At 66.4% G+C, this 23,911-nt stretch carries 14 protein-coding genes and 1 other RNA gene; 5 read left to right on the top strand and 10 right to left on the bottom strand.

The features are described 5' to 3' along the window. Nucleotides 1-6: 6 nt before the first annotated feature. The 5 genes from AC6JA9_RS12615 to AC6JA9_RS12635 all read right to left on the bottom strand — a co-directional run bounded on the left by AC6JA9_RS12615 (nucleotide 7) and on the right by AC6JA9_RS12635 (nucleotide 4,179). Nucleotides 7-966 (bottom strand): phosphoribosylaminoimidazolesuccinocarboxamide synthase, encoded by a 960-nt coding sequence (locus AC6JA9_RS12615; RefSeq protein WP_473569522.1) that lies wholly within the window; start codon nucleotides 964-966, stop codon nucleotides 7-9. A 73-nt stretch (nucleotides 967-1,039) separates the two neighbouring features. Next, a complete protein-coding gene (locus tag AC6JA9_RS12620; protein ID WP_141329868.1) occupies nucleotides 1,040-1,630 on the bottom strand; it encodes a hypothetical protein in 591 nt (196 codons plus the stop codon). Nucleotides 1,631-2,152: 522 nt separating this feature from the next. Further along, entirely contained in the window at nucleotides 2,153-2,425 is a 273-nt protein-coding gene (locus tag AC6JA9_RS12625) for a vegetative protein (RefSeq protein WP_497959768.1), read from the bottom strand. A 147-nt stretch (nucleotides 2,426-2,572) separates the two neighbouring features. Then, complete coding sequence (locus tag AC6JA9_RS12630; RefSeq protein ID WP_497959770.1) at nucleotides 2,573-3,811, bottom strand: S1C family serine protease; 1,239 nt, start codon at nucleotides 3,809-3,811, stop codon at nucleotides 2,573-2,575. Between the two features lie 86 nt (nucleotides 3,812-3,897). Next, complete coding sequence (locus tag AC6JA9_RS12635; protein ID WP_046712255.1) at nucleotides 3,898-4,179, bottom strand: hypothetical protein; 282 nt, start codon at nucleotides 4,177-4,179, stop codon at nucleotides 3,898-3,900. 101 nt (nucleotides 4,180-4,280) lie between these two features. Here AC6JA9_RS12635 and AC6JA9_RS12640 point away from each other — a divergent pair, with 101 nt between their 5' ends. Further along, nucleotides 4,281-5,357, top strand: coding sequence for a BRcat domain-containing protein (locus AC6JA9_RS12640; protein WP_141332872.1), 1,077 nt, complete (start codon nucleotides 4,281-4,283; stop codon nucleotides 5,355-5,357). Between the two features lie 29 nt (nucleotides 5,358-5,386). Beyond that, nucleotides 5,387-5,932, top strand: a complete 546-nt coding sequence (locus tag AC6JA9_RS12645; protein ID WP_223748975.1) for a TlpA family protein disulfide reductase — start codon at nucleotides 5,387-5,389, stop codon at nucleotides 5,930-5,932. A gap of 395 nt (nucleotides 5,933-6,327) precedes the next feature. On the opposite strand, the gene AC6JA9_RS12650 is transcribed toward AC6JA9_RS12645, so the two are convergent. From AC6JA9_RS12650 to AC6JA9_RS12660, 3 genes are all read right to left on the bottom strand, one after another. Continuing rightward, nucleotides 6,328-8,400: an OmpA family protein gene (locus AC6JA9_RS12650; protein ID WP_497959773.1), complete on the bottom strand. Its 2,073-nt coding sequence runs from the start codon at nucleotides 8,398-8,400 to the stop codon at nucleotides 6,328-6,330. 76 nt (nucleotides 8,401-8,476) lie between these two features. Beyond that, nucleotides 8,477-10,090, bottom strand: coding sequence for a M16 family metallopeptidase (locus tag AC6JA9_RS12655; RefSeq protein WP_497959774.1), 1,614 nt, complete (start codon nucleotides 10,088-10,090; stop codon nucleotides 8,477-8,479). After that, a complete protein-coding gene (locus tag AC6JA9_RS12660) occupies nucleotides 10,090-11,451 on the bottom strand; it encodes a M16 family metallopeptidase (protein ID WP_223748807.1) in 1,362 nt (453 codons plus the stop codon). The genes AC6JA9_RS12655 and AC6JA9_RS12660 overlap by 1 nt, the downstream gene beginning before the upstream one ends. Before the next feature lie 229 nt (nucleotides 11,452-11,680). Between AC6JA9_RS12660 and ssrA the strand changes: the two genes are divergently transcribed. Then, nucleotides 11,681-12,046: a transfer-messenger RNA gene (gene ssrA, locus AC6JA9_RS12665) on the top strand. Between the two features lie 364 nt (nucleotides 12,047-12,410). Here the strand turns inward: ssrA and AC6JA9_RS12670 are convergent. Beyond that, on the bottom strand, nucleotides 12,411-14,294 hold the full coding sequence (locus tag AC6JA9_RS12670) for a UvrD-helicase domain-containing protein (protein ID WP_497959776.1): 1,884 nt from the start codon (nucleotides 14,292-14,294) through the stop codon (nucleotides 12,411-12,413). A gap of 2 nt (nucleotides 14,295-14,296) precedes the next feature. Then, complete coding sequence (locus AC6JA9_RS12675; protein WP_497959778.1) at nucleotides 14,297-16,261, bottom strand: ATP-dependent nuclease; 1,965 nt, start codon at nucleotides 16,259-16,261, stop codon at nucleotides 14,297-14,299. A 546-nt stretch (nucleotides 16,262-16,807) separates the two neighbouring features. Between AC6JA9_RS12675 and drmD the strand changes: the two genes are divergently transcribed. Both drmD and AC6JA9_RS12685 read left to right on the top strand, forming a co-directional pair. Further along, complete coding sequence (gene drmD / locus AC6JA9_RS12680; RefSeq protein WP_497960685.1) at nucleotides 16,808-19,987, top strand: DISARM system SNF2-like helicase DrmD; 3,180 nt, start codon at nucleotides 16,808-16,810, stop codon at nucleotides 19,985-19,987. Further along, complete coding sequence (locus AC6JA9_RS12685) at nucleotides 19,987-23,904, top strand: DNA methyltransferase (RefSeq protein WP_497959780.1); 3,918 nt, start codon at nucleotides 19,987-19,989, stop codon at nucleotides 23,902-23,904. The genes drmD and AC6JA9_RS12685 overlap by 1 nt, the downstream gene beginning before the upstream one ends. Nucleotides 23,905-23,911 lie beyond the last annotated feature (7 nt).

Consider the following 23,911-nt stretch of genomic DNA (forward strand, 5'->3'; position numbering starts at 1 on the left):
GAGGGGCTACTTGAGGTAGCCCTTCTGGCGCAGGTTCCGCTCGATGCGCTCGTGTACGTTGCCCGGCTCGAGCGTCAGCGACGTGCCGGTGATCTGCTCGAAGGCGGCCACGTACTTGGTGGCCAGCTCCACGCGGACGTCATCGGGGATGGGCGGCGGCGTGCCCTGGCCGGAGAAGCCGCGCTCGCGGATGAGCCACTGGCGGATGTTCTCCTTGTCCAGCATGCGCTGGTCCTCGCCCCTGGCGAAGCGGGCCTCGTACTCGTCCGCCACCCAGTAGCGGCTGGAGTCCGGGGTGTGCATCTCGTCGATGACGAAGATGTCGTCGCCCACCTTGCCGAACTCGTACTTGGTATCGACCAGGATGAGGCCCCGCGTGCGCGCCCACTTCTGGCCCTCCTGGAACAGGCCCCGCGCCGCCTCGGTGATTCGCGCCCAGTCACGAGGGCTGGCGAGCCCGCGCGCCAGGAGCTCCTGCTCGGAGATGGGCTCGTCGTGCTGGCCGTACTCGGCCTTGGTGGACGGGGTGATGATGGGCGTGGGGAAGGCCTCGTCCTTGCGCAGGCCCTCTGGGAAGGGCAGGCCGTAGGCGGTGTGCGTGCCCTTCTCGTAGTCGCGCCACAGGCTGCCGGTGAGGTAGCCGCGAATCACCACCTCCACCGTGAAGGGCGTGCAGGCGCGCGCCACGGTGACGTTGGCGTCCGGCACGTCGAGCACGTGGTTGGGGCAGATGTGCTTCGTGCGCTCGAACCAGAAGGCCGCGAGCCGGTTGAGCACCTCGCCCTTGAAGGGGATGGTGGTGAGCACGTGGTCGAACGCGGAGAGCCGGTCCGTCGTCACCAGGACCAGGCTGTCGCCCTGCCGGTACGTGTCACGGACCTTGCCGCGGTAGTGCTGGCCGAGCGCCGGCAGATCCACCTGCCGGAGCGTGAGGGGAAGCTGAGCGTGAAGTGCGGAGGTATTCAAAGGCGCCTCGCGGCCCGCCCCTCGGGAAGGTGAAGGTCCAGCAGGGAGAGGGGGCTGCTTCGGGCGCGGGACTCTACTGGAGCGCGGCCGGCATGGAAGCAGGACCGTAGGCCGCCGCCAGGTAGAGGAAGGCCGGGTTGATGCGCAGGATGCCGTCCACGTAGGCGACCGCGTAGGGCGCTCCGGATGCGCGGTCCACCTGCACCGCACTCTCGGGCTGGATGCCCCAGTGCGCGAGCAGCGTGCGGGCCACCAGCTCCGCCGCCTCCCGCTCGGACAGCCCCTGCAGGCTCTCGCGGCGGTCTTCCGGCCAACGCTCGCCCGCCCGGGCCTCCAGCACCAGCTGCAGCCCCTTGCCCGCGTCCGGCGCCTGGAACAGGTCCATGCGCGCGTCGAAGCCCGGAGCCGCGAGCAGCTCGCCGTCCTGGCTGATGGGGAAGAGCACCAGCGCCTGCGCCGCCTGCCCGGCCTCCAGGTCCGACTGCCTCGCCACCTCGCGGAACATCTCCAGGCGCGTGGCGGGGGACTCGAACTCCATGAACTCGGGCGGATGCGTCAGGGCCTGACGGACGCTCATCGTCGCGCGCGCGGGTGTCCCCGCACCGCCACAAGCGGTGAGGACCGAGACGAGCGAGAGGAGCAACCCAGGGAGCCAGCGACGCATACGGGCGGGAATATACCGATCTGCTTCAGGATCAACCAGCGAAACTCGGCGGCATGCGTCCAAGGGAGCATCTCTCCGGTGTCGTGCTCCCAACGTGCCCGCCAGGGAATCTTCCCGCCTCGTTTCCCGAGGACGGGTCACTGCCGCCCCGCCCGCACCGCGGAGCCACTCCACCGTTCGCCATGACGCGATGTGGGCGCTCGACGCCCGTCGTCAGGCGTCGTCGCTGCGCGCACCTCGAGAGGCGGGTGTGCGAGGACGGACACCACCGGGCGCACCCGGGTGACGCGGCGCGCGTGGACCTCACGACACCGGGCTTTCGGCGCGCGCGGACGCGAGCCCTGAGGTCCGAGGTGTCCGGCGGAAGCCTCTTCGGGATGCTGTGTGGGATTCGGTGCGGCGGACCCGGTGCGAGGCGGAGCGGAGCTCACGTCCTTCCAGCACGATAAGGCCGCGGTGGCGCGGGGGACTGCTCCCTGCATGAGAGGGAGACACGCGCCCCCGGCGCCGGATGCGGACGACTTACGCCGCGTCCTTCTTGAACGTCTCGCCGTGGTGCTTCTCGCACAGGCCGGCCTTGAACGTCTTGATGCGGCACTCCGGCTTGGAGCAGGTGCGGTAGCGCGAGTGGGGCAGGTCGCCCTGGCGCCACTGCTTGAAGTGGAAGAAGCAGTAGTTCTTGGCGCGGTAGGGGCGCTTGCAGCCCTCGATGGTGCACGCCTTCTTGCCGCCGCCCTTCGCGGTGCGCGGCCAGTGGGTGAGCTTCTTCTGGGTCGTCGGGGTGGCCTCGGCCATTGTGGAACTCTCCTGCGAAACGATGCGAGAACCGCGGCGCCACACGGGGTGGACCAACCGCCGGGTACGAAAAAGGCGCACTGTCTAGCGCCCATGCCACCCGAACGCAAGGACACGCGGGAAGACCCGTGTGGGCTCGGGGCGGCCTCAGGGCGCCGGAGCGCCGTCTTCGGAACCCCAGCCGTCCGGCTCGACTTCCGGCGCCGCTGGCGACTGCACCTTCTTCCGGGGCACGGGCGACAGCAGGTCGTCCAGCACGGACTGGGCCCCGGCGGGCCGGCGTCCCTGACGGTGGGCGGCCAGCGCGGTGGCGGGCTGCTCGGTCGGCATCTCCTCCAGCTTCACCTTGAGGTACAGGGGCTTGCCCAGCCGGTTGACGCGCAGCCGCACGTCATGGCCCACGCCCCGGGCCGCCACCTGCCAGCGCAGCGTGTGCGCGCGCTTCACGCGCCGGGTGTCGAGCCCGACGATGACATCCCCGCTGTGCAGGCCGGCGCGCTCGCCCGGGCCGCCCTCCACCACCTCCGTCACCACCACGCCCGGGCCCTGGCGGAGGTTGAACTCCTCGGCCACCTCCGGCGAGAAGTCCTGCACGCTGATGCCCAGCCAGCCCCGGCGCACACGCCCGTGGGCCTTGAGCTGCGGAATCACCGTCTTCGCGATGTCGATGGGGATGGCGAAGCCGATGCCCTGGCCCGCGACGTTCACCGCGTTGGCCACCGCCACCACGTCGCCGTGCAGGTCCAGCACGGGGCCACCCGAGTTGCCCGGGTTGATGGAGGCGTCCATCTGCATGTAGTCGAAGTCGCCGTCGCGCCCGTTGGGCGTCACGTCCGTGCGGCCCATGTAGCTGACCACGCCCACCGTCACCGAGTGGGACAGGCCGAACGGATTGCCGATGACGACAATCCAGTCCGCCGAGCGCACGTGCGACGCGGAGGCGAGCTTGAGCACCGGCAGCCGGCGCGGCGCCTCGATCTTCAACAGCGCGCAGTCGGTGCGGTTGTCCTCGCCCACCACCCGGGCCAGGTACTCCTCCGCGTAGCCGCGCGGGTGCATGACGGAGACCATGACCTCGGAGGCGCCCTCCACCACGTGCGCGCTGGTGAGGATGTAGCCGTCCGCGTGGATGATGAAGCCCGAGCCGATGCCCTTCTGGGGCTCCTCGCCCGCGGGCGTCTCGTCACTGAGCTGCCGCGTGGTGATGGAGACCACCGAGGGCATGGCCCGTCGGGCCACCTCGCTCAGGGTGGCTCGCTGGTTGTTCAGCGAACGATTCTGCGCCTCGAGCCACAGCCGGCCGCGACCGGCGGCCTCCGCCGGTGTGGCCAGCGCGCACACGAGCGCGCCAAGAATGACGAATCTGTTGAAAGGAGCCCCGTTCATGCCCCACCTCCGCCCCGACGCCGCCCATCCACCGGGTGCAACCTAGGGAGGGGAGTCGTGTCGCGGAAGCGGGCCTGTCCGCCAGGCTACTTCTTCTGGGCGATGATTCGGTTGACCGCCGCGCGGTCCTCCGCGGTGATCCGCTCGCGCGGGGCCGCATCCGTCGACCGCGAGACAGCGCCCTTGGCGTCCTCGTACGCGTCCTCCAGCCCCTCCTTCATCCGATCAACGGTGTCGGGCTTCACGGCGCGCTTCCAGGTCCGCTCCATGTGCTGCAGCGGCGTCCTGCCGTCCACCTGCCCCGACGACAGGAAGATGCCGAGCCCCACCGCGCAAGCCGTCCAGACGATGAACTTCAAAGCTCCCATGCTCACAGCCTCCCACGTCGTCTTACATGAGGCGGCGGCGCGTGGCCAGTTTCCGACCGGGGGTGTGTCATCCGCGCTGACAGGGGGGCGGACGACACTTAATGTCCGCGGGCTTGCAGCCCGAAGAACTCTTCCAGGCCGCCCGGACGCGGGCGGCGCAGATGGACGTGGGACGTGGAGACGCGGTGGTGGAGCGTATCCGGGCGTCCGCGTCGGCGTTGTTCACCCGCATCCCCGAGCCCCCCGTGTACCGACGGGCCGAGGACCCTTCGCGCAAGGCCGCCCAGGCGTTGTTGCCGGAGATGGAGAAGGTGTTGGCGGAGGCGCTCGCCGCGGGGCGTGAGCCCTCGATGGCGCCCGCGCTGGAGAAGCTGGTGGCGGCGCTGCTCGCGCACGGCGAGGCCCTGTGTCACACGGCGGGCGGGCGACTGGAGGCGGCGGAGACCGCGTGGCGACGCGCGCAGGAGCTGGAGCGCGCGGCGCATCCGACGCGGCACCTGGTGACGTCACCGCCACGGCCTCCGCCGGTGTTCGACAAGACGTCGGGAGGCTCGCGGTACGACCCCCGGCCCGCGCCGCAGGCGAGCGTGAAGCTGGTGTGCCCGAACACCGGGTGCAAGCGGGTGGGGGACTACGCCTTCCTGACGAACCACGCGTACAACCGCTTCGTGTGCCCGGTGTGCGGCACGCCGTTCCTCGCGTACTTCGGGGAGCTGCGCGGGTTGGAGGTGGAGGTCCGGCGCAGCTCGAAGCGCTACTTCTTCACGGTGGACGAGGTGGGCTCCACCAACTCGTCGCGCATCGAGTTCGAGGAGGCGAGCGGACAGGAGTTCCCCGCGGCGCGCAGGGATTTGCTCGGCTTCTTGTACACGGAGGCGCGGGAGCTGAAGGTGGTGGTGAACCTCACCAACCAGCGGCTCATGTGGGTGAGTCCGGCGTCCTCGTGTTTCGTGGCGACGGTGGCGTTCGGTGAGGGCGCGCCGGAGCTGGTGGCGTTCCGGGCGTACCGGGACGACGTGCTCAGGAAGAGTGTGCTCGGGCGCGGGTTCATCCGTGGCTACTATCGCTTCGGCCCGGACGTGGCGCGGTGGGTGTCACGCAGGCCGGTGGCGCGGAGCGGAGTGCGCTGGATGTTGAGGCAGGTGCATGACCGCCTGACCAGGAGTGGATTTTCGTGACGCAGCAAGGAATCGGCGCGCCGCCGCCCATGAAGCCGACGGGCGTGGGGACGAAGGTGTTCATGGCCCTGCTCGCCGGACTGGGGCTGGCGGGGGTGGTGTACCTGGGCGTGCTGGAGGCGCGGCGCTCGCAGCTCGTGCCGGATGGCGCGGCGGCGCCCTCGTTCGAGATGAAGCGCCACGAGGGCGGCGTGTTGAAGCTGGAGGAGCTGCGGGGCCAGGTGGTGATGTTGGACTTCTGGGCGACGTGGTGTCCGCCGTGTCGCGAGGAGATGCCGGCGCTGGTGAAGCTGGCGAAGGAGTACGAGTCGCAGGGGCTGGTCTTCCTGGCGGCGAGTCGTGACGACGGCGACATGGCGCCGAAGCTGGTGGACAACTTCATCCGCCGTCACCTGCCGGACCTGAAGCCCTACGTCGTCTACGCGGACGACGACATGGCGCGGGCTTTCGAAGTGAACGCGCTGCCGACGCTCTACTTCCTGGACCGCGAGGGCAAGGTGACGGACGCGCAGCGCGGCGCCCTGTCCGAGGACGCCCTGCGCCGGCGCATCGAGCGGGCGCTCAAGCAGCAGTAGCGGGGGAGGGCCTGGCGTCCCTCGTGGATGCCTCGACGGGCGCTGGCTGGGGCGCGGCGCTCAGCGTGATGCCTCACGCGCGCAACACGCGGATGCGCGAGCAGGACCGCAATGCTCGGGACGAACGCGCCGATGAGGGGGCCACGAGCGGATGTGTAGGCAGGACCGCGGCGCTCGGGACGACGAGCCCACGTGGGTGCAACGAGCGGATGCGCAAGCAAGATTGCTGCGCTCGGGACGAACGCGCCCACGCGGAAGCAGCGAGCGGACGCGCAGGCAGGACTGCGCTGCGGCGCACGGGATGAATGCGCCGGCTCGGATGCATCGAGCAACGCCCCTGAACACGCGGCGCACCGCGAGACGCTGAGGTCTCGCGGCGCCGCGAGTGAGGCGGGTTACTTCCCTGGAGTCGCCGGCTTCGGGGTGCTCTCCGGTGCCTTGGTCGCCGGAGCCGTCTTCGAAGCATCCTCGGGAGGCTTCGTCGCAGGCGGAGCCGCAGCCGGCGCCGTCTTCGCCGCAGGAGCCGTCGCGGGCGCAGGCTTCGAAGAACTCTCAGGAGGCTTCGTCGCCGGAGCAGGCGCACTCTTCGCCGCACTGTCAGGAGTCTTCGTCGCGGGCGCGCTCTTCGCGCCACCTTCGGGAGGCTTCGTCGCCGGAGCCTCCTTGCCCGCCGGAGGCTGCTGTCCCGCGGGGACGACGGTCTCCCGACCCTCGGTCTCCACCTCGGAGCGGATGAGGCGGAAGTCGACGCGGCGGTTCTTCGCGCGACCCAGCGCGGTGTCGTTCGTCGAGATGGGCCTGTCGAAGCCGAAGCCCTCCGAGCTCAAGCGCTTGCGGTCGATGCCCTTGCCCACCAGGTACTCGAGCACCGAGCGAGCACGCTTGTCCGACAAGCCCATGTTGAGCTGCCGCGAGCCGCGGTTGTCCGTGTGCCCTTCGATGAGCACCGGCCCGAGCGTGGGATTCTTCCGCAGCACCGTGGCCACCTCGTCCAGCAGCGGATACGAGCGCTTCTGGATGACGGCCGAGCCCGTCTCGAACAGCACGTTGCCCTTGATGCGGATGCGGTCCGACTCGACGAACACGTACGGCGGCGAGTCGAACGGGCAGCCGTTGTTCTCCGGCGGGCCGAACATGTCGGGGCAGTCGTCCTCGTTGTCGGGCACCTCGTCGCCGTCCGTGTCCGGGCAGCCGTCGTAGTCCTTCGGGCCGGGCTTGTCCGGACACTTGTCGAACTGGTCGGTGATTCCGTCGCCGTCGGTGTCCACCTCGGGGCAGCCCTTGAGCTCCTTCGTCCCCTTCACGTTGGGGCAGCTGTCCTCGCCGTCCACGATGCCGTCGTCGTCGTTGTCCGGGTCCGGGCAGCCATCGCTGTCCATGAACCCGTCCTTGTCCTCGGGCTCGTTGGGGCAGCGGTCCCGGTTGTCGGGCACGTTGTCTCCATCCGAGTCCACGAAGCTCTGGTCGTAGCGCAGCCCGAACATCACGCGCAGCGCCTCGCGCCCGTAGCCCGTGGTGAGGTTGATGCCGCGCCCCACGTTCAGCTCCAGCCCCCAGTTGCCCCAGACCTTCGTGCGGGCGCCCACGAGCACCTCCCACGGCGTCTTGAGCGTGTCGGACTGGTCGAAGTTGAACGGGCGCACCAGCGGCGTGGCGATGTGCATCTCGGCCGTGGCCTGCACGTCCGTGAAGCGGCCCATGTTCGGCAGCTCCGCGATGACACCACCGCCGAGCGTCAGCTCGTCATCCACGAGCAGGTTGAGGTACTGGGCCTCCTTGCGGATCCGCACGCCCGCGTTGCCGACGACGCGGATGGGGATGGGGAGCACCTCGAAGCGCTGCTCCACCGCCAGGCGCGGCGCGAACAGGAAGCCGCGCTCACCCGTGAAGCTGTCCGCGGAGCCGGTGGGCGCGCGGACCTCCGCGATGAGCGACAGGCCCACCGGGAACTTCTCGCGGTCCAACAGGTGCACGCGAGGCACCACGCGGATGTCCCCGAGCGTGGTGCGGCTGACGCCCGCCGCGCCCGGGAAGTTCGGCGCGTCGAGCGCGTCCCGCAGCAGCTGGAAGTTGTCGCCCTGCAGGAGGGTGACGGGCAGGTCGACGCCAATCTCCAACCGCTCGTGGAGCTGATAGGCGAACAGCAGGTGCGCATCGAGCCGGTACGGCAGCAGGTCGCCGAGCTTCTCGTCGCCGAGCTTCAGGGCGAGGATTCGCCAGTTGAAGTCGAACAGCAGCGCGCCGCGGAAGCTGCCCACGGGCTCACCGCTGTAGGTGCCCTCGAGCGCGATGCCGCTGTTCTGCGCGGTGGTCGGCTTGTTGGGCACGGCGTCGAAGCCGCGCGTGAAGGGGTCTGTTTGAGCGTGGGCCGCTACCGAGGCCAGAACGAGGCCGAGCAGGGCGAGTCGGGCGACGGAGCTGCGCAGGGGCCGCCACCAGGAGAAAGGGCCGGAGCTGGTGCCTCGCATGATGGCAGCTCATACCATCGGCTCCCGAGGGGCGGAAACAAATGACCCACCCCTCGGGCCGAAATACAGCCTCGCGCTACTTCTCCATGAATGACTGCGCGGGAACGATGGTGACGGCGTCCGCTCGGACGGGGAGCTTGAAGGGGACGATGGACTTGTCCACTTCCAGAAGCTCGGGCGACTTGTCGGACGCGTAGGTGATGGGGGACGGCGGGCTTGCGCGCAGCGCGTCGGCGAGCCCCTTCGCGTCCTGGGTGACGAACGCGAAGGACAGCGCGCTCGGGTGCAGCCGGCGGCGCAGCACCTCCTGCACGGACTGGGGCGTCATCTTCGTGAGGGCCTGGCGGTACTGCTCCAGGTAGTTCGGCGTCCCGTAGAAGAGCGAGTCGATGGCGTAGCCGAGCCTGCGCGGGTCCGTCTGCTCCCACAGGCGCGAGTAGCCCTGGAGGAAGCCGCGCATCAGGTCGAAGCGCTCCTGGGGAATGGGCTCGTTGACCAGCTGCTCCAGGTAGTAGACGGCGCCGCGCGTGGCGAACATGCCGTTGGCGGGCTCCACCGGGCGCAGCCACACGGTGAGGTCCTGCTGCGTGCGCGCGATGTTGGTGCGGTTGTACGTGGTACCCGGGTCCTCGATGAAGTGCTCGGCGTAGGCGTAGTCGCCGTAGTTGAGGCCGCGCTTCTCACGCAGCTCGGTGAAGAGCAGGCCGATGGACTGACGGTGCTCCCCCAGGTGCGACAGCGCGAAGGCGAGCGGGAAGAAGTCCGGGTCACCGCGGCGCACGGGATTGACGTAGCCCATGCTGACCGCGGTGGAGAGCGTCTGCTTCTGGATGATGACCGCGCGCCCGGCGGTGGAGGGCACGGTGGGCAGCGTCACGCGCGGCGCACCCGAGGCGGGCAGGCCCCCAAGACGCGACAGGAGCGAGTCCTTGAGCGCATCGTCCACCGCGCCGGCCAGGCCGACGACGAGCCGGTCCTGGGTGAAGACGCGCTGGGCGTGGGCCTTCACGTCGTCGAGGGTGATCGCCTTGAGGCCCTGGACGGTGCCGCCGGTGTAGTGGGCGTAGGGGTGGCCCTCGTAGAGGAGCGCGTCGAGGGCGACCTTGCCGAGCCCCTCGTCATTGGCGCTGCGCAGGCCGTTCTCCACGTCGCTGATGGCGTTGGCGCGCAGGCGCTCCAGCTCCGCCGGGTCCAGCCGCGGCGCGAGCAGCACGTCGGTGAAGAGCTCCAGGTAGCGCGGCAGGAAGTCCTTGTGGACGCGGCCGGAGAAGGTGGTGAACTCCTTGTCCGTGGCGACGTCCAGCTCGGCGGCCATGGGGAAGAGCGTCTCGAGGAGCTGCGCGGAGGTGAGCTTCTGCGTGCCGCCCTCGGCCATCAGCGTGGCGGTGAGCGCGGTGAGGCCCTCCTTGCCCTTCGGGTCGTCGATGGAGCCCGAGTGGAACACCAGCCGGAACGTGACGATGGGCGTGCCCGGGCGCGCGAGGACGACCAGCTCCAGGGGCTTGGGCTGCTGGAGCGGAACCGCGGGGACCTCGGTGGGAGGCGTGCTCGCCGCCTGGGCGGGGGCCTCGGGCGCGGGGGCCTCGGTGGTGGGCTGAGGCGCCTCCGGCACGGGTGAGGGCTTGGGCGTGGACGCGCAGCCGACGAGGGACGCGAGGGCGACGAGGGACAACAGGCGAGGAGTCTTCATCACTTCGTCCCTCCGGCGTCGGAGACCTTGGGGGTGAGGCTGAGCAGGGTGAGGTTGGTGGCCTTGAGGTGGCGCTTGGCGAACTCGGAGAGCTGCGCGGGCGTCACCTTGGCCAGGTTGGCGAGCTGGCGCTGGAGGCCATCGGGCGTGCCGAGGATGCCGGCGTACCAGCCCAGCTGGATGCCCACGTCGCGCGGCGTCTGGAGCGCCATGAGCGCGCCGTAGCGGGCGTTGTCCTGGATGGCCTTGACGCGCGCGGCGTCGACCTTGCCCGCGGCGAGCCGGCTGACCTCCTGGAGCAGAGCGAGGCGCACGCGGTCGTAGTCCTTCTCGTTCTTGAGCGTGGCGGTGAGCGAGAACAGGTGCGGGTCGCGGTGCTCCACGTAGTCGCTGCCGATGGCCTCGACGAGCTGCTTGTCGAGGACGAGCTGCTTGTAGGCGGGGCTGGTGGGGCCGACGAGGTAGGCGACGAGCACCGTCTGGAGCGCGGAGTCGGAGGTGTTGGCGGAGGCCGCGGGCGTGTGCCACGCGAGGACCAGGCGCGGCTGGGTGGGCTGGGGCCAGTCGACGTGGGCGGTGCGCGGCTGCGTCTGCGGCGGCTCCTTGGGGACCTGGATGGAGGCCGTCTTGCGGTCCCACGGGCCGTAGTGCTCGCGCACGAGCTTCATGACCTGGTCATCGTCGAAGTCACCGACGATGAAGAGCATCGTGTTGTCGGGAGTGTACCAGCGCTCGAAGAAGTCGCGGCTGTACTGGTAGGCCTCCGGCATGGCCTTGATGTCGTCGTAGAAGCCGAGCGTGGTGTGGCGGTACGTGTGCTTGGTGAAGGCGGCGGCGTTGAGGGCCTCCTCCATCTTGAGGTACGGGGCGGCGGCGTTCTTGTGGTACTCGCCGAGCACGGCGAGGGCCTCGGTGCGGAAGGACGGCTCGGAGTACTCGAGGTTTCGGAAGCGGTCCGCCTCGATGTCGATGAGGAAGGGCAGGCCGGCGCTGGGGCCGTACGAGTAGTAGAGGGTGATGTCGTCGGTGGTGAAGGCGTTGTCGTCGAAGCCGAAGGTGCCGAGGATGCGCTCGCGCTCGCCTTCGGGGTGACGCTTCGTCCCCTTGAACATCATGTGCTCGAAGAAGTGGGCGAAGCCCGTCTTGCCGGCCTCCACCTCGTTGCGCGAGCCGACGCGGACGACGGTGACGTACGAGACGATTCCCTGGGACGGGTAGGGCACGCGCACGACGGTGAGGCCGTTGGCGAGCTTCTCCGTCTTGAGGGTGTAGGGGAACGCCTGGGAGGCGGCCTGGGGCTGCGCGAGCGCGGGGAGCGCGGTGCCCAGGAGCAGGAGGAGGAGGGGTAGGAGTCGTCTCATGCGGTGTCCTCGAGGGCTCGGGCGGCGCGGGTAGGGCGCAGGCCGAGCGAGGGGGCGACCCTACGCGGGTGCGGCGGGAGGGGAAGCGACTTCGAGGGTGAGTGTCCGTACGCGTGCGGGAACGTGGGCTGGTGGACGCTCAGGAGGATTGACGAGGGCGCTTCAGCGGTTAATGTGGAGAAGACGCGGTCGACGTGGTGACCGCCAGTGGAGCAAGCAGTCAACTACCGGGGGCGACCTGGTTTCGACGGGGGCAAGGAAGTTCGAGACGCGTGCCGAGCTTGTCAGGTAGCTCGTAAATCCAACCCGGCAAAGACACAAAAGCCAACGACAACGTTGAGCTCGCGCTGGCTGCCTAAAAACAGCTCTTAGTGCGCGGTCCCCCAGCTCTCGGCCCGTGGGGTTGGGATCGACCGTCATAATGCGGGCTGGCTGCCGAGGGGGCCTGGACCCGAGGTGGCGAGACCTATCCAGGACCGGCTCCAGGAATCCCGTCCGTGGGAGTCTTGGGGACGTAGCAAATCGCGGACTACGCACGTAGGGTCGAAGAGCGGAAGGCTTTCGGACGCGGGTTCGATTCCCGCCGCCTCCACTGAGTGAGAAGCCCAGCAGCCGAGCGGTTGCTGGGCTTTTTGTTTTTCGAGCCCATGGCCGTTGCCCCATATTGCCCTTTGTCATCAAGGGCGTGTTGAGGGGATGGACGGCGTCCCGCGTCGCCTCCGCGCTCAGATGGGCGTACCTCATCGGCATGTTGGACACCATTGTCCCTGCTCAAATAACTCCAGACACGGCCTCTTCCCGATGCCGCCAAGGAGCCTTCCCCCAGTCTCTCCGACCCAACGACACAAAGTTCGAGACTTGTCCCAATTCCAGGAACTCCACCATGGAGCACGAATGGCCGTGGTTCCGCGCCAGAAGTGAAGAACGTCCACCGGCCAAGAATAAGCCCGATGAGTTGCTCATATTGCGATCTCCGGCACGCCGGCATCGGTGAGGAGTTGGAACAGTTCAGCCACGCGGTGTCGTTGGCCCCGCTCTCGACAAAAGGCGAAGATCGCGCGCTGCTTGGCGCGCGAGAGTGCCACGAAAAAGGTCGCAAGGCCTTCGCGGTTGCCTGGCGTGTGCGCCCACCATGCCTGATCGTCGAGGCCTATGAAGACAATGGTGTCGTATTCGAGCCCCTTACTTTTGTGGACGGTCATCAAAGGAATCTGTTCGAGACCTTCGAATGCATCTAGGCAGAGTGTCCAAGAGGTGGCGCCAATTGCTGACGCGGCGAGATGCATCTGAAAGGCCTCGACCATAATCGCCAGTAAATCGCCTGATGCATATTCGAGGTACGTTCGAGCAAGTGCAGACGGATCAAGAAATGCCAGGACACGCGCAGCGAATGTCGCCGCGCTGGCCGCTGTCGGTGGCGTGTTGGCCATGTCGGCGCGTAGCGCCGTCAGAAAAGCAGTGAGCGCTGCCTCGGTGGTTGCTTCCGTAAGCTCGTCTCCAGATTCGCCCGCTCGTATAGCTAATAACGTAGCGGAGCACAGTCGCCACGCGTCCGGAGCTCGGCGCGTCGCACCGAGTCGGAGTAGGGCGATTGCGACTCTGGCAAACTCATCAGAGAGGAGATCTTGTAATGTCGTGCGCCCGAGCGCGTGGCTCTCATTTCTCAGCCGTAAGCCTTCTTGGGCCAGCGGAATAGTAAGCTCTGCCTCGACGGCATCCGATTTTTGCTTGACCAAGATGGCATAGTCACGGGGTGTGCGACCCCGGGCGGCCATGTCATTCGCCAGCCAGCTAACGAGGTGCTTAGCTTCGCGCTCTATTGTCGGACTATTCCAAACCTGGGCGACATCGCCGTCGACCTGTCGCGCGGCTTGGGCTTCCGTGGGTGCAGCTTGCGGATCAATCGCCTTTGCCACGACGTGCTGGATCCGAACGAGATCCGGCGAGGAGCGGAAATTGAAGAGCAGGGGAATGCAAGCAGCAGAGAAGTCTGTGGCGAACCGCTCAAAGGAGTCAGTTCGCGCGCCGGCCCAGGTCATTATGCGCTGCTTGTCGTCACCGACCGCCGTCACAACAGTCTTGCCGCCACTAAACGCCGAAAGTAGGAAGTCGTACTGCGCGTAAGTTGTATCCTGAAACTCGTCTACAAAGACGAACGGATAGGTCAGTTGGATCGCGCGCCGGATGTGAGGGCTCGCGCGCAAGAGCAATTCGGCCAATCGATTGACGCTCACGAAAGTCAGGGCGGACTGCGGCTGTGCTGCTAGCTGGGCCGCCCACCAGCGCTGAATAGTGAATGTCGCGCCTGACTGTGGTGCTGTCCGCGCGAGGGGAAGACGATAAACGCCCACATGGTGGGATTCGAACGTTCCGAAGGTAAAGCCGCCAATCTCTGCATGCCATTGGGCGGGAGCGCTGAGGCGGGAATGATCGAGAAACCCCTCGATCTGCCGACGAGTATGATACGCGATTTCATATGGTCGGCTTGGGCGCCAGTCGGCTGGTATTGCCGCCAAGAACCGGTCGACAAGCCCCTTGGTGAAGGCGTCGAAGGTCAGCGAAGTGAATCGGTTTGCCAATTCGGGTGGGCAGCGCTTGCGAACGCGCGCAGCGAGATTGATCGCCGCGTCGCCCTTGAAGGAGATCGCCAAGACACGATAAGGCGCCGGACATAGCCCTGTCTCCAGAAGATAGACGGCACGCTGTGCAAGATACTCGGTCTTGCCCGCGCCAGGGCCGGCAACAACGCAGGTCGAACCGGCGTGTCGCAGCGCACGCCACGCGCCGGGCTCTAGGTCGTTGATGCCCCGTGGTCGCCAGTCTTGCGGTCGGATGAGCGGCATGATCAGGCCTGTGGTGTGGATGGGGTTAGACGGGCGGCGATGGAGGCCAGGAGCTCTCGCAACTCCTCTGGGGCACCTGCGGCCAGAGCCTCGGGCGTCTGTCCGGTCAGAACACGAACGTGCGTGCTAGGTTTCCCGCGCCCAAGAAAGAGGTAACGATACCAGCGCAAGGATTGATCATGTTCTGCGGCGTAGAGGTCGCCTCGACCGCTATCACCGAGAACAGCTGTGCGCGGATTACCTTGCCGCGAGGGGCCCTGTCTTCCCGGTTCGATGATCTGATAGGCGGCAGGAAATGCACGCAACATTGAATAGTCTAGGTCGAGCGGTGCACAGAAGAAAACATGAAACTTGCGCAGCTGAATTGCCCAGGCGCGCAAATTCTCACTGTCCTCAGCCTGGTGTGTGTCGAAGGCAGCCAAGTTAGCCGCTGGCCCCTTCGGATTGAGGTGCTGACCGAAGAGCGCCCGTGGCGTGACGCCGATGTCCAAGAGTTGCGCGCAAGCGCCCTTGATGCGACCCCATCCGCCGCCATCTCGCCCCCAATCGAGATCGAGAAGCGTCGCGTATGGGATGTCGAGGTCGGTCAGGAGCCGCCAGAGATGATTGACGTGCCGGCCGCCGAGGGGAACGACCGCGATGAACGAGCGGTCTATGTCGAAGCCCATCGCTGCTGCGAGGCGTGGGAGCACCACTTCTTCTGAGGCGCCCTCGCCAAGCACTGCGAAGCGAGCGAAGTAAAGTTCAGGGTAGGTGCGAACCGCCTCCCGCACGAATTTCGATGCCTCCTCTTCGTCGACAGGTAACCGAATGGCGCGGACTTGAGCCGTTCGGTCAGCCGGGTTGATGCGGAAGTGCCTAACTTGCGACGGATCCACCCGGGCGAGAATGCTCGCTGAGTGGCTGGAGAGCACTGCCTGAGCACGGCTCCCTTTCGTCAAGTCTTCAATCTGCTGCACGATCCGTGAGAGATAGAATGGCGCAAGGTTATTCTCTGGTTCCTCGACCGCGATTAGCGTCAAGGCTGGGATAGGGATGCCACCAGGTTGAAATCCATCAGTGGCCGGATTAGCGGCGATGCTGCCCTCGACATCCAATGTTGCCGCTGTCATCGCCAAATGAAGAAGTGAGCGCTGTCCGTCGCTCAAGTCATCGAGCGAGCGCTCGCGGCCAGCTTCGTCGGGGCGGAACACCACTTCAGCCTTACGGATGAAATCCTGGAAACGCAGGTCGACCGGCCGAAACACCGGAGTCGTGTCGGTACCTGCGGTATGGACCTCTTGCCAGCGCCGCCGGACGGCGGTCGATACAAGAGTGACAGCGGCTTCACCGGTGAAGGCTCCGTTGAGTGCCGAGCCGGCGGTGGCGAACGTGTCCCGCACGCCCTGCGACCAGTTGATCGCCCGCCAGAGTCGCCCCCGCAGAAAGGCCGTTACCTGAGACGCTCCGTCACGCGAAGCGGGCACATAGATCATTTGAATACGGGCGCGGTCGATCGCCTTCAACTCGATGCAATCCGCCTCGGTGAACTGCCCAAACACTCGGACCACCCAGTACTTCTGCTCGATAATTCCGTCTAGTGAGCCATCATCGCTCCAGGTGGCCTCGAGCCGCAGCCGGCATTTCAGCCGACCTGCTTCGTCGGCGGCCATCTGGTGGAAGAACTCTGGAATGGCTCCGGCGTCGGCGTCTGTGGCGTCCAGTTCGGGAAAGGCGAGAACAGCCTCAAGAACAAAGGTGCGTTGAAGTATCGCAGCCGTTTCAGTACAGGGAATATGGAAGTCTTGGCGACGAATGCGCCTTTGATCGCCGGTGATGCCGAAAAGGCGCTGGAGTGCCTGCATGACGGCGGTCTTACCTGCGCCATTGATTCCAACTAGAACTGTCAGACCTGGGGTGAGATCAATCGTCAATGGTTCGGGGCCGAAGCACCTGAAATTGCTCAAAATGAGCCGCTCAATGAACATGTGCAGCAGAACTCCGGAAATTGGTTGGCAATCGCTTGGTACTGCTAAGGCTCGCTGTTTCCTCTTTTTGCATTTGGAGACCCTGATTAAACCGCTTCGCTGACAGCGGTGCCTGCAGTCTTGTCGGCCGCCATGCCGGTTTGTTTAGGCCTCTAATCCTATGGCTGTAGTTGGAGTCGCGCCTCTCAGGTTCGGTGGTGACACTGCATGACCGCTGCTTTGTGTGGTGTCGCCAGTGATTCCACGTCAGGACATGTTCATTTACTGAATGAGAAGACCAGCAGTCGCGAGGTTGTTGGGCTTTTTTCTGAGGCCGACAGCGGAAGGTGGTCGACTTGGCCGCGTGCGTGCCGCTGCATTTGGAACTTTGTCACCTCGGCGCAGAGGGAGGTTTTCGGCTCTGGTTGGATACATGCATCGACACCCGCAGCGTATTTTGCAGGATGACGGCGTTACATACCACCAGGGGGTGAGCACTCTACCACCGTAGGGTGATGGTCCGCTACACAGCTCCAGCGGAATGTATCTCCTGTGCCAATCGCTCCCATGCCGTGCGCGGGTGATATCGCGCAGGTTCGACACCGTCAGTATCTGGTCAACGAGGTCATCGCTCCTTCAGATATCCGGGAGCAACACACCCTCGTCCGCCTCACGTGTCTCGATGATGACGCACAGGGGCGCCCCCTGTCTGTCTTGTGGGAGCGTGAGCTCGCTGCTCGGGTCATTCGACCCCATCAGGGTGGACTGGGACCTCCTGTTCGTTTCGACGAGCCGCGTCACTTCGCTGCGTACCTGCATGCACTCAAGTGGAGTTCCGTTACCGCCACCGACGCCCGGCTCTTCCAAGCGCCGTTCCGGGCGGGCATCCACTTGATGAATCATCAGCTCACGCCTCTCAAGAAGGCGCTCGAGCTGCCTCGGGTGAATCTCTTCATCGCCGATGACGTGGGGCTCGGGAAGACCATCGAGGCGGGGCTGGTGTTGCAGGAACTCATCCTCCGCCAGCGCGTGGACCGTGTCCTCATCGTCTGCCCGGCGTCGGTGACGCTCCAGTGGCGCGATGAAATGGAGAAACGCTTCGGCCTGCGCTTCGAAATCTTCAACAGCGAGTTCGTCTCCCGCCGCCGTCAGGAGCGCGGCTTCCAGGTCCCCGTCTGGGCCACGCACTCTCGCTTCATCGTGTCGTACCAGACCCTGCGGCGCAGCGAGTACTTCGAGCCGCTGAAGACCCTCCTGGAGGAGAAGGGACACCACAAGTCCTTGCTGGTGCTCGACGAGGCACACGTCGTCGCGCCCGCCTCGGCCAGCCGGTACGCCATCGACACGGAGACCACTCGTAGCATCCGCTCCCTGGCGGAGCGCTTCGAGCACCGGCTCTTCCTCTCCGCCACGCCCCACAACGGCCACTCCAACAGCTTCTCCGCGCTGCTGGAGATGTTGGACCCACAGCGCTTCACCCGTGGCACCCGCGTCCGCGAATCACAGCTGGCTCCCGTCATGGTGCGCCGGCTCAAGGGTGACCTTCGCGCCCTGGGCAGCTCACAGCGCTACCCCGAGCGACACGTGGTGGGCGTGCGCCTGACGCATGACTCGGGGCGCTGGCACGCCGAGTGGCTCGCCCCGGACGGAAAGACCGTCGAGGAGCGTGTCGACCTGGGCGAAGCCTCCGCCCCGGAACTGGAGCTGTCCCAGAAGCTGGCGCGCTACACGGAACTCATGGCGCCCGGCACGAAGCAGGGGCGCCTGGTCTTCATCAACCTCCAGAAGCGCCTCCTCTCCAGCATCGAGGCATTCCACCGCACCCTCTCCGTCCACGCGGCGGCCTTCGGCTCGGGGACGCGGGTTCCCGACGGCGGAGCGCTCACCGGCGACACGGCTCCCGAGTCCGAGGAGCACGGCGAGACGGACGACGCACTCGAGCTGTCGTTCGCGGAGGCCATTCGCGAGCACAGTCAGCCGCTGTCGACCAACGCCCAGGCTCGCAAGCTCCTGGAGGACATGCTCCAGCTGAGCGCCCGGCACCGCTCGGCCCGGGATGCGAAGCTGCGGGCCCTGCTCCACTGGATTCGCGAGCACCAATGTCCGCTCACCAAGGGCGCTCCGTGGAAGCCCCGTCGGGTCATCCTCTTTACCGAGTATGGCGACACGCTCCGTTATCTCAAGGAGCAGCTCACCGCCGCCTTCGAGGGGACCCACCGGGGGGATGAGCGCATCCTCACGCTGACTGGTGGCATCGATGACGTGAAGCGCGCGGAGGTGCAGGCCGCCTTCAACGGCTCGATGGAGGAGTTCCCCGTGCGGGTCCTCCTCGCGACCGACGCCGCGCGCGAAGGCATCAACCTGCAAGGCCACTGCGCGGACCTCTTCCACATCGACGTCCCGTGGAATCCCTCACGCATGGAGCAGCGCAACGGCCGCATCGACCGTGCCTTGCAACCCGCTCCCACCGTGCGCTGCGGCTACTTCGTCTACGCCCAGCGCGCCGAGGATGCGGTGCTCGACACCCTCGCTCGCAAGGTGGAGACCATTACTCGCGAGCTGGGCAGCTTGGGCTGTGTGCTGATGGCCCAGATGCACGATGCCCTCGCCTCGGGCATCTCGAAGGGCACGCTGGAGCGCGTTTCCCGCGCCGCGACCTCGACTCGCACGGAGGTGACGAAGCGGGAACTGGAGTCTCAGCGCACGCTCCAGTCCCTGCGCAAGGAACTGGATGCGATTGGAGAACTCCGCGAGCGCAGCGGCAAGGTGATGGACTTCAATCCCGTCCTGCTGCGCGATGCGCTGGACGTGGGGTTCGAGCTGGCCGGTGCGGGCCGGTTGGAGCGGGAGACCCTCACGGAAGAGGGCCGGACGCTGGAGGCCTGGAGGGTCCCCGCGCTTCCCGCTTCTTGGAGCACAACCCTGGATTCCATTCGTCCGCGCCGGGCGCACGACGAGGCACCCTGGGAGTGGCGCAAGCGCCCCCTGTCTCCCGTCGTCTTCGAGGCACCTCCGGGCGTCTCCAGCAAGCTCGTCCACCTGCACCTGTCCCATCCGCTCGTCCAGCGGGTGCTCCAGCGGTTCCTGGCCCAGGGGTTCTCCGCGAACGACCTCAGCCGTGTCACCGTGGTCCAGACCCAACGCGACGCCGTGGCTCGCGTCATCGTCTTCGGCCGGTTGTCTCTTTTCGGCGAGGGCGCCGCGCGGCTCCATGACGAGGTGGTCTCTGTCTCAGCCAGGTGGCTGGACGGCGGCGGCCGAGGGCACCTGAAGCCCTTCGCCGATGAGGCGGACCGCAAGGTCATCGACCAACTGGAGACCACGCTGGCGGAAGCGCCCGCGCTCTCCTCGATACCGAAGGCCGTCCAGAAACGCCTGCTGACCAGTGCCGAGTCCGACTTCTCGAAGCTCTGGCCCGCCATCGAGGAACAGGCCTCGGCGCGAGAGCAGGGGGCTCGCAAGAAGCTGGCGGCGCGCGGCGCATCCGAAGCCAAGGCGCTGACTCAGATTCTCCGCGAGCAGAAGGAGGCCATCCAGGAGGCACTGAGCGCGCAGCTCGAGCTCTCGCTCGACGCCCAGGCCGAGAAGGACCAATGGAGGAGGGACAAGGTGCACCTCGAACAGCGATTGGCGGCACTCGGCAGGGAACTCGTCGAACAACCTGAATCCTTGAAGGCCACCTACGCCGTGCGGGTCGCCCGCCTGGTTCCCGTGGGCATGGTCTACCTGTGGCCGGGGGCTCGCTGATGAACGGTCAGAACCTTGGCGGGGACGTCGAGCGTCGCTATCACCAGACGTGGATGGGGATGGCGCAGCCCATCGAAGGACTGGTGGTCTCCATCCCGGTCCTCGAGGACGCGCAGTGCATGCAGCGCCTGCCCGTGTCCGCTCAGTCGCGATTCGTCCTGTTGGCGGGCCGGGAGTCACCTCGCGTGACGGATGTCCCGCGCTTCCTCCGGGAGGTGCTGGGCTACACCGAGGAGGATTTCACCACGAGGTTTCCGGAGGACCTCCAGCTCGATATCGAGGAGGGGCAACAGACCCTCAAGCCCTCGCGGGGGCTGTTGCGACGAGGGCCCCCTCCCGCGAGGCCGGAAGGGTTGCCGGATGACTCCACGCCCATCAGCCGCGCCGCGGAGGGCTTCGCGCTCCTGACCTGGGAGCTGCCGGCCGGATTGGACCTGGACAAGAAGGAAGACACCACGGGCGCGTGGTTCTACGAGCCCACCGCCAAGTTCGACCGACTGCTGCGCGCAGCCCGTGTCCCCATCGGTCTGCTGTTCAACGAGGACTCCGTGCGCCTCGTCTATGCGCCCCACGGAGAGACCTCCGGGCACATCACCTTCCGGTTCAAGGACCTCGTCACCGCCAGCGGTCGTCCGCTGTTCGACGCGATGGTGATGCTCCTGCATGCGCGCCGCTTCTTCGGCGTGCTGCCCGAGCATCAGCTCCCCGCGCTCCTGGAGCAGTCACGCCGCCGGCAGGCGGATGTCACCGACGAGCTGGCCGACCAGGTCCTGGAGGCGCTCGGCATCCTGCTCACGGGTTTCGAGACAGCCGCAGAACGGGATGGCTCTCGGGCCCTGGACGAGGCGCTCTCACGAGGTGAGGAGCATGTCTACGGCGGGCTCCTCTCCACGCTCTTGCGACTCGTCTTCATCCTCTACGCGGAGGACCGGGGCCTGCTCCCCGTGGACCAGGAGCCCTATCGCGATGACCTGTCGGTGAAGGCTCTTCACGCGCAGCTCGTCGAGGACTGCAGCCAATACCCCGATTCGATGAATCGGCGCTTCGGTGCGTGGCCTCGGTTGTTGGCGCTCTTCCGGTGCATCTACCTGGGGGCCTCGCACGACAAGCTGCGAATGCCGGCACGGCGTGGGGAACTCTTCGACCCTGACGCATTCCCTTTCCTGGGGGGAGTGGGCTCCTCCGAGGAGGGCACGGATGCGCGGGTGCCTCCCATCGATGACGAGACGGTCCTGCAGGTCCTGGAGCGGCTCGTATTCCTCAAGGGGCAGCGACTGAGCTTCAAGTCGCTCGACGTGGAGCAGATCGGCTCCGTGTACGAGGGCCTGATGGGATTCCACGTGAAGCGCCTGACCGGGGCTGGAATCTGCCTCAAGCCCTCGAAGGTATGGATCTCCGTGGACGAGGTGCTGGCACAGCCCTCGAAGCGGCGTGCGGCTTGGCTGGAAGAGCAGACGGGCCTCGACGCGAAGGCGGTAAAGGCCCTGTCGAAAGCGCTGGAGCAGGCCTCTACGCAGCAATTGGTCCTCACCGCGCTGGAGCCGTACCGCGCGAAGGGGACCGAGGCACGGCGCGCATCCCAGCTGGTGCTGCAACCCGGCGACGAGCGGCGACGGACCAGCAGCCACTACACGCCTCGGAGTCTGTCGTCCCCCATCGTCCGCCGGGCGCTGGAGCCCTTGCTCAAGACCATGGGGCCGCAGCCGTCTTCCGAGAGGCTCCTCAACCTGAAGATCTGCGACCCGGCCATGGGGTCGGGTGCGTTCCTGGTGGAGTCCTGCCGCTTCCTCGCGGACCAGGTTGTCGCCGCCTGGACACGTGAGGGCGTGCTGAAGCGTGACAAGCACGAGGACGAGGTGATGCGGGCACGCCGGCTGGTGGCCCAGCGATGCCTGTACGGTGTGGACAAGAACCCATGGGCCGTGAAGCTCGCGAAGCTGTCGCTGTGGCTCGTGACGCTGGCGAAGACGGAGCCCTTCACCTTCCTGGACCATGCGCTCAAGTGCGGGGATTCGCTGGTCGGGCTCGACCTGGAGCAGCTTCGAGCGTTCCACTGGGCCCCAGCCCGCAAGAAGCAGTCGGAGTTGTCCTGGGCGTTCATCTCGAAGGCGCTGAACTGCTCGCTGGAGAAGCGGGAGAAGATCCTCCAGTTCGCGCTCGACCTGGAAGGGCCGGACCGCAAGCCGCTGCAACTGGACCTGGAGCCCGGTCGAGTGAAGGAGGGGCTTCTCCGGGATGCGGACGCGGCGTTGGGGGACATCAAGCACATCGCGAATGCGTGCGTCGGGGCCTTCTTCGCCCAGGGGTCGGACAAGGAGCGGGAGAGGGAGCGCGTCCGCCGGTTGGACCTGATTGGGGCGTGGCTGTCCAAGGCGAAGAATGGGGTTCCGCCTCCCATTCCGGCGCACATCGCGGCCTTCTCCGCGCCGTCGTGGACGTTCCACTGGCCGCTGGAGTTCCCGGAGGTCTTCCATGGGAGCCGGCCAGATCCGCTCGACAATGAGCAGCCGAACAAGGCTGCGTGGATCGATGGGTTCGTGGGGAACCCGCCGTTCGCGGGAAAGAACGCCATCATCGAGACGGGGGGCGAGAACTACCTCCCTTGGCTCCAGGCGGTTCATGAGGGGGCGCACGGCAACGCGGATCTCTCCGCGCACTTCTTCCGCCGTGCGTTTCATCTTCTGGGTGAGCACGGCAGCTTCGGACTCATCGCCACCAACACCATCGCGCAGGGGGACACGAGGGCCACGGGGTTGAAGTACCTGGTGGACCATGGCGGCCACCTCTACGACGCCGTGCGCTCCATGAAGTGGCCGGTGGCTGGAGCCAATGTCTCGGTGTCTGTAGTGCATCTGGCGAAGGGGCACGTCTCCGGCCTGATTCTAGAGCCTCGCTTGGATCGCCTGCCCGTGAAGTGCATCAACTCTCGGCTCCGTGGCAAACCCGAGCGATTAGAGCCCGTGGCGCTCACTGCCAACACGGGGAAGAGCTTCCAGGGAAGCATCGTCCTTGGAATGGGGTTCGTACTCAGCCCCGAGCAGCGCTCGACTCTTGTCTCGAAATCATCAAAGAACGCGGCGCGCATCTTTCGCTACGTGGGTGGCGAGGAGCTCAATTCCGACCCGAGTCCTGAACTCGAAAGGCACGTCATCAACTTCGGGCAGATGGAACTACAGGAAGCGGAACGCTGGCCCGACCTCATCCGTACCGTACGGGAGTTGGTGAAACCTGAGCGAGACAAGGTCAAAGACAGAGGCGCGAAGCAGTTCTGGTGGCAGTTTATCCGGCCGCGTCCTGAGCTCTATGAAGCGCTCCGTCCATTGAGTCGTTGTCTTGCGACCTCTCGAGTCTCGAAGCACCTAATGTTCTCGTGGCAGTCGCCGTCTGTCGTGTTCAGCGAGCAAGTCATTGTCGTTCCTGTCGAGCAGGCCCACTGGTTGACGACCCTGCAGTCACGGGTGCACGAGGTCTGGGCACGTCTGCTGTCATCCTCCATGCGCAACGACCTTCGTTATGCGCCGAGCGATTGCTTCGAAACCTTCCCCTTCCCGGTCTCCGCAAGAGCCTCAGCGCTCGATTCGATTGGCGAACGGCTCAATTTCGAACGCCACCAGTACATGCAGGCCCACACCATTGGCCTGACGACGACTTACAACCGGCTCAAGGACAAGTCGGTCACCGACGCCGCGACTCAGCGTCTGCGGGACCTGCATGTGGCCGTGGACCAGGTCGTCCTGGATGCCTATGGCTGGAAGGACATCCAGGTTCCTCCGTACTGCGGAGCTACTCCCAAACAGCTCGAAGCCTTCGAGGACGAAGTTCTCGACCGCCTCTTCGACCTGAATGAACGCCGCGCCTACGAGGAAGCGCATCCCACCGTCCGCAGTCCCTCGAAGTCCCGCGCCCAGACCGCTTGAGGCCTCC

The organism is Myxococcus sp. MH1 (assembly GCF_059738865.1).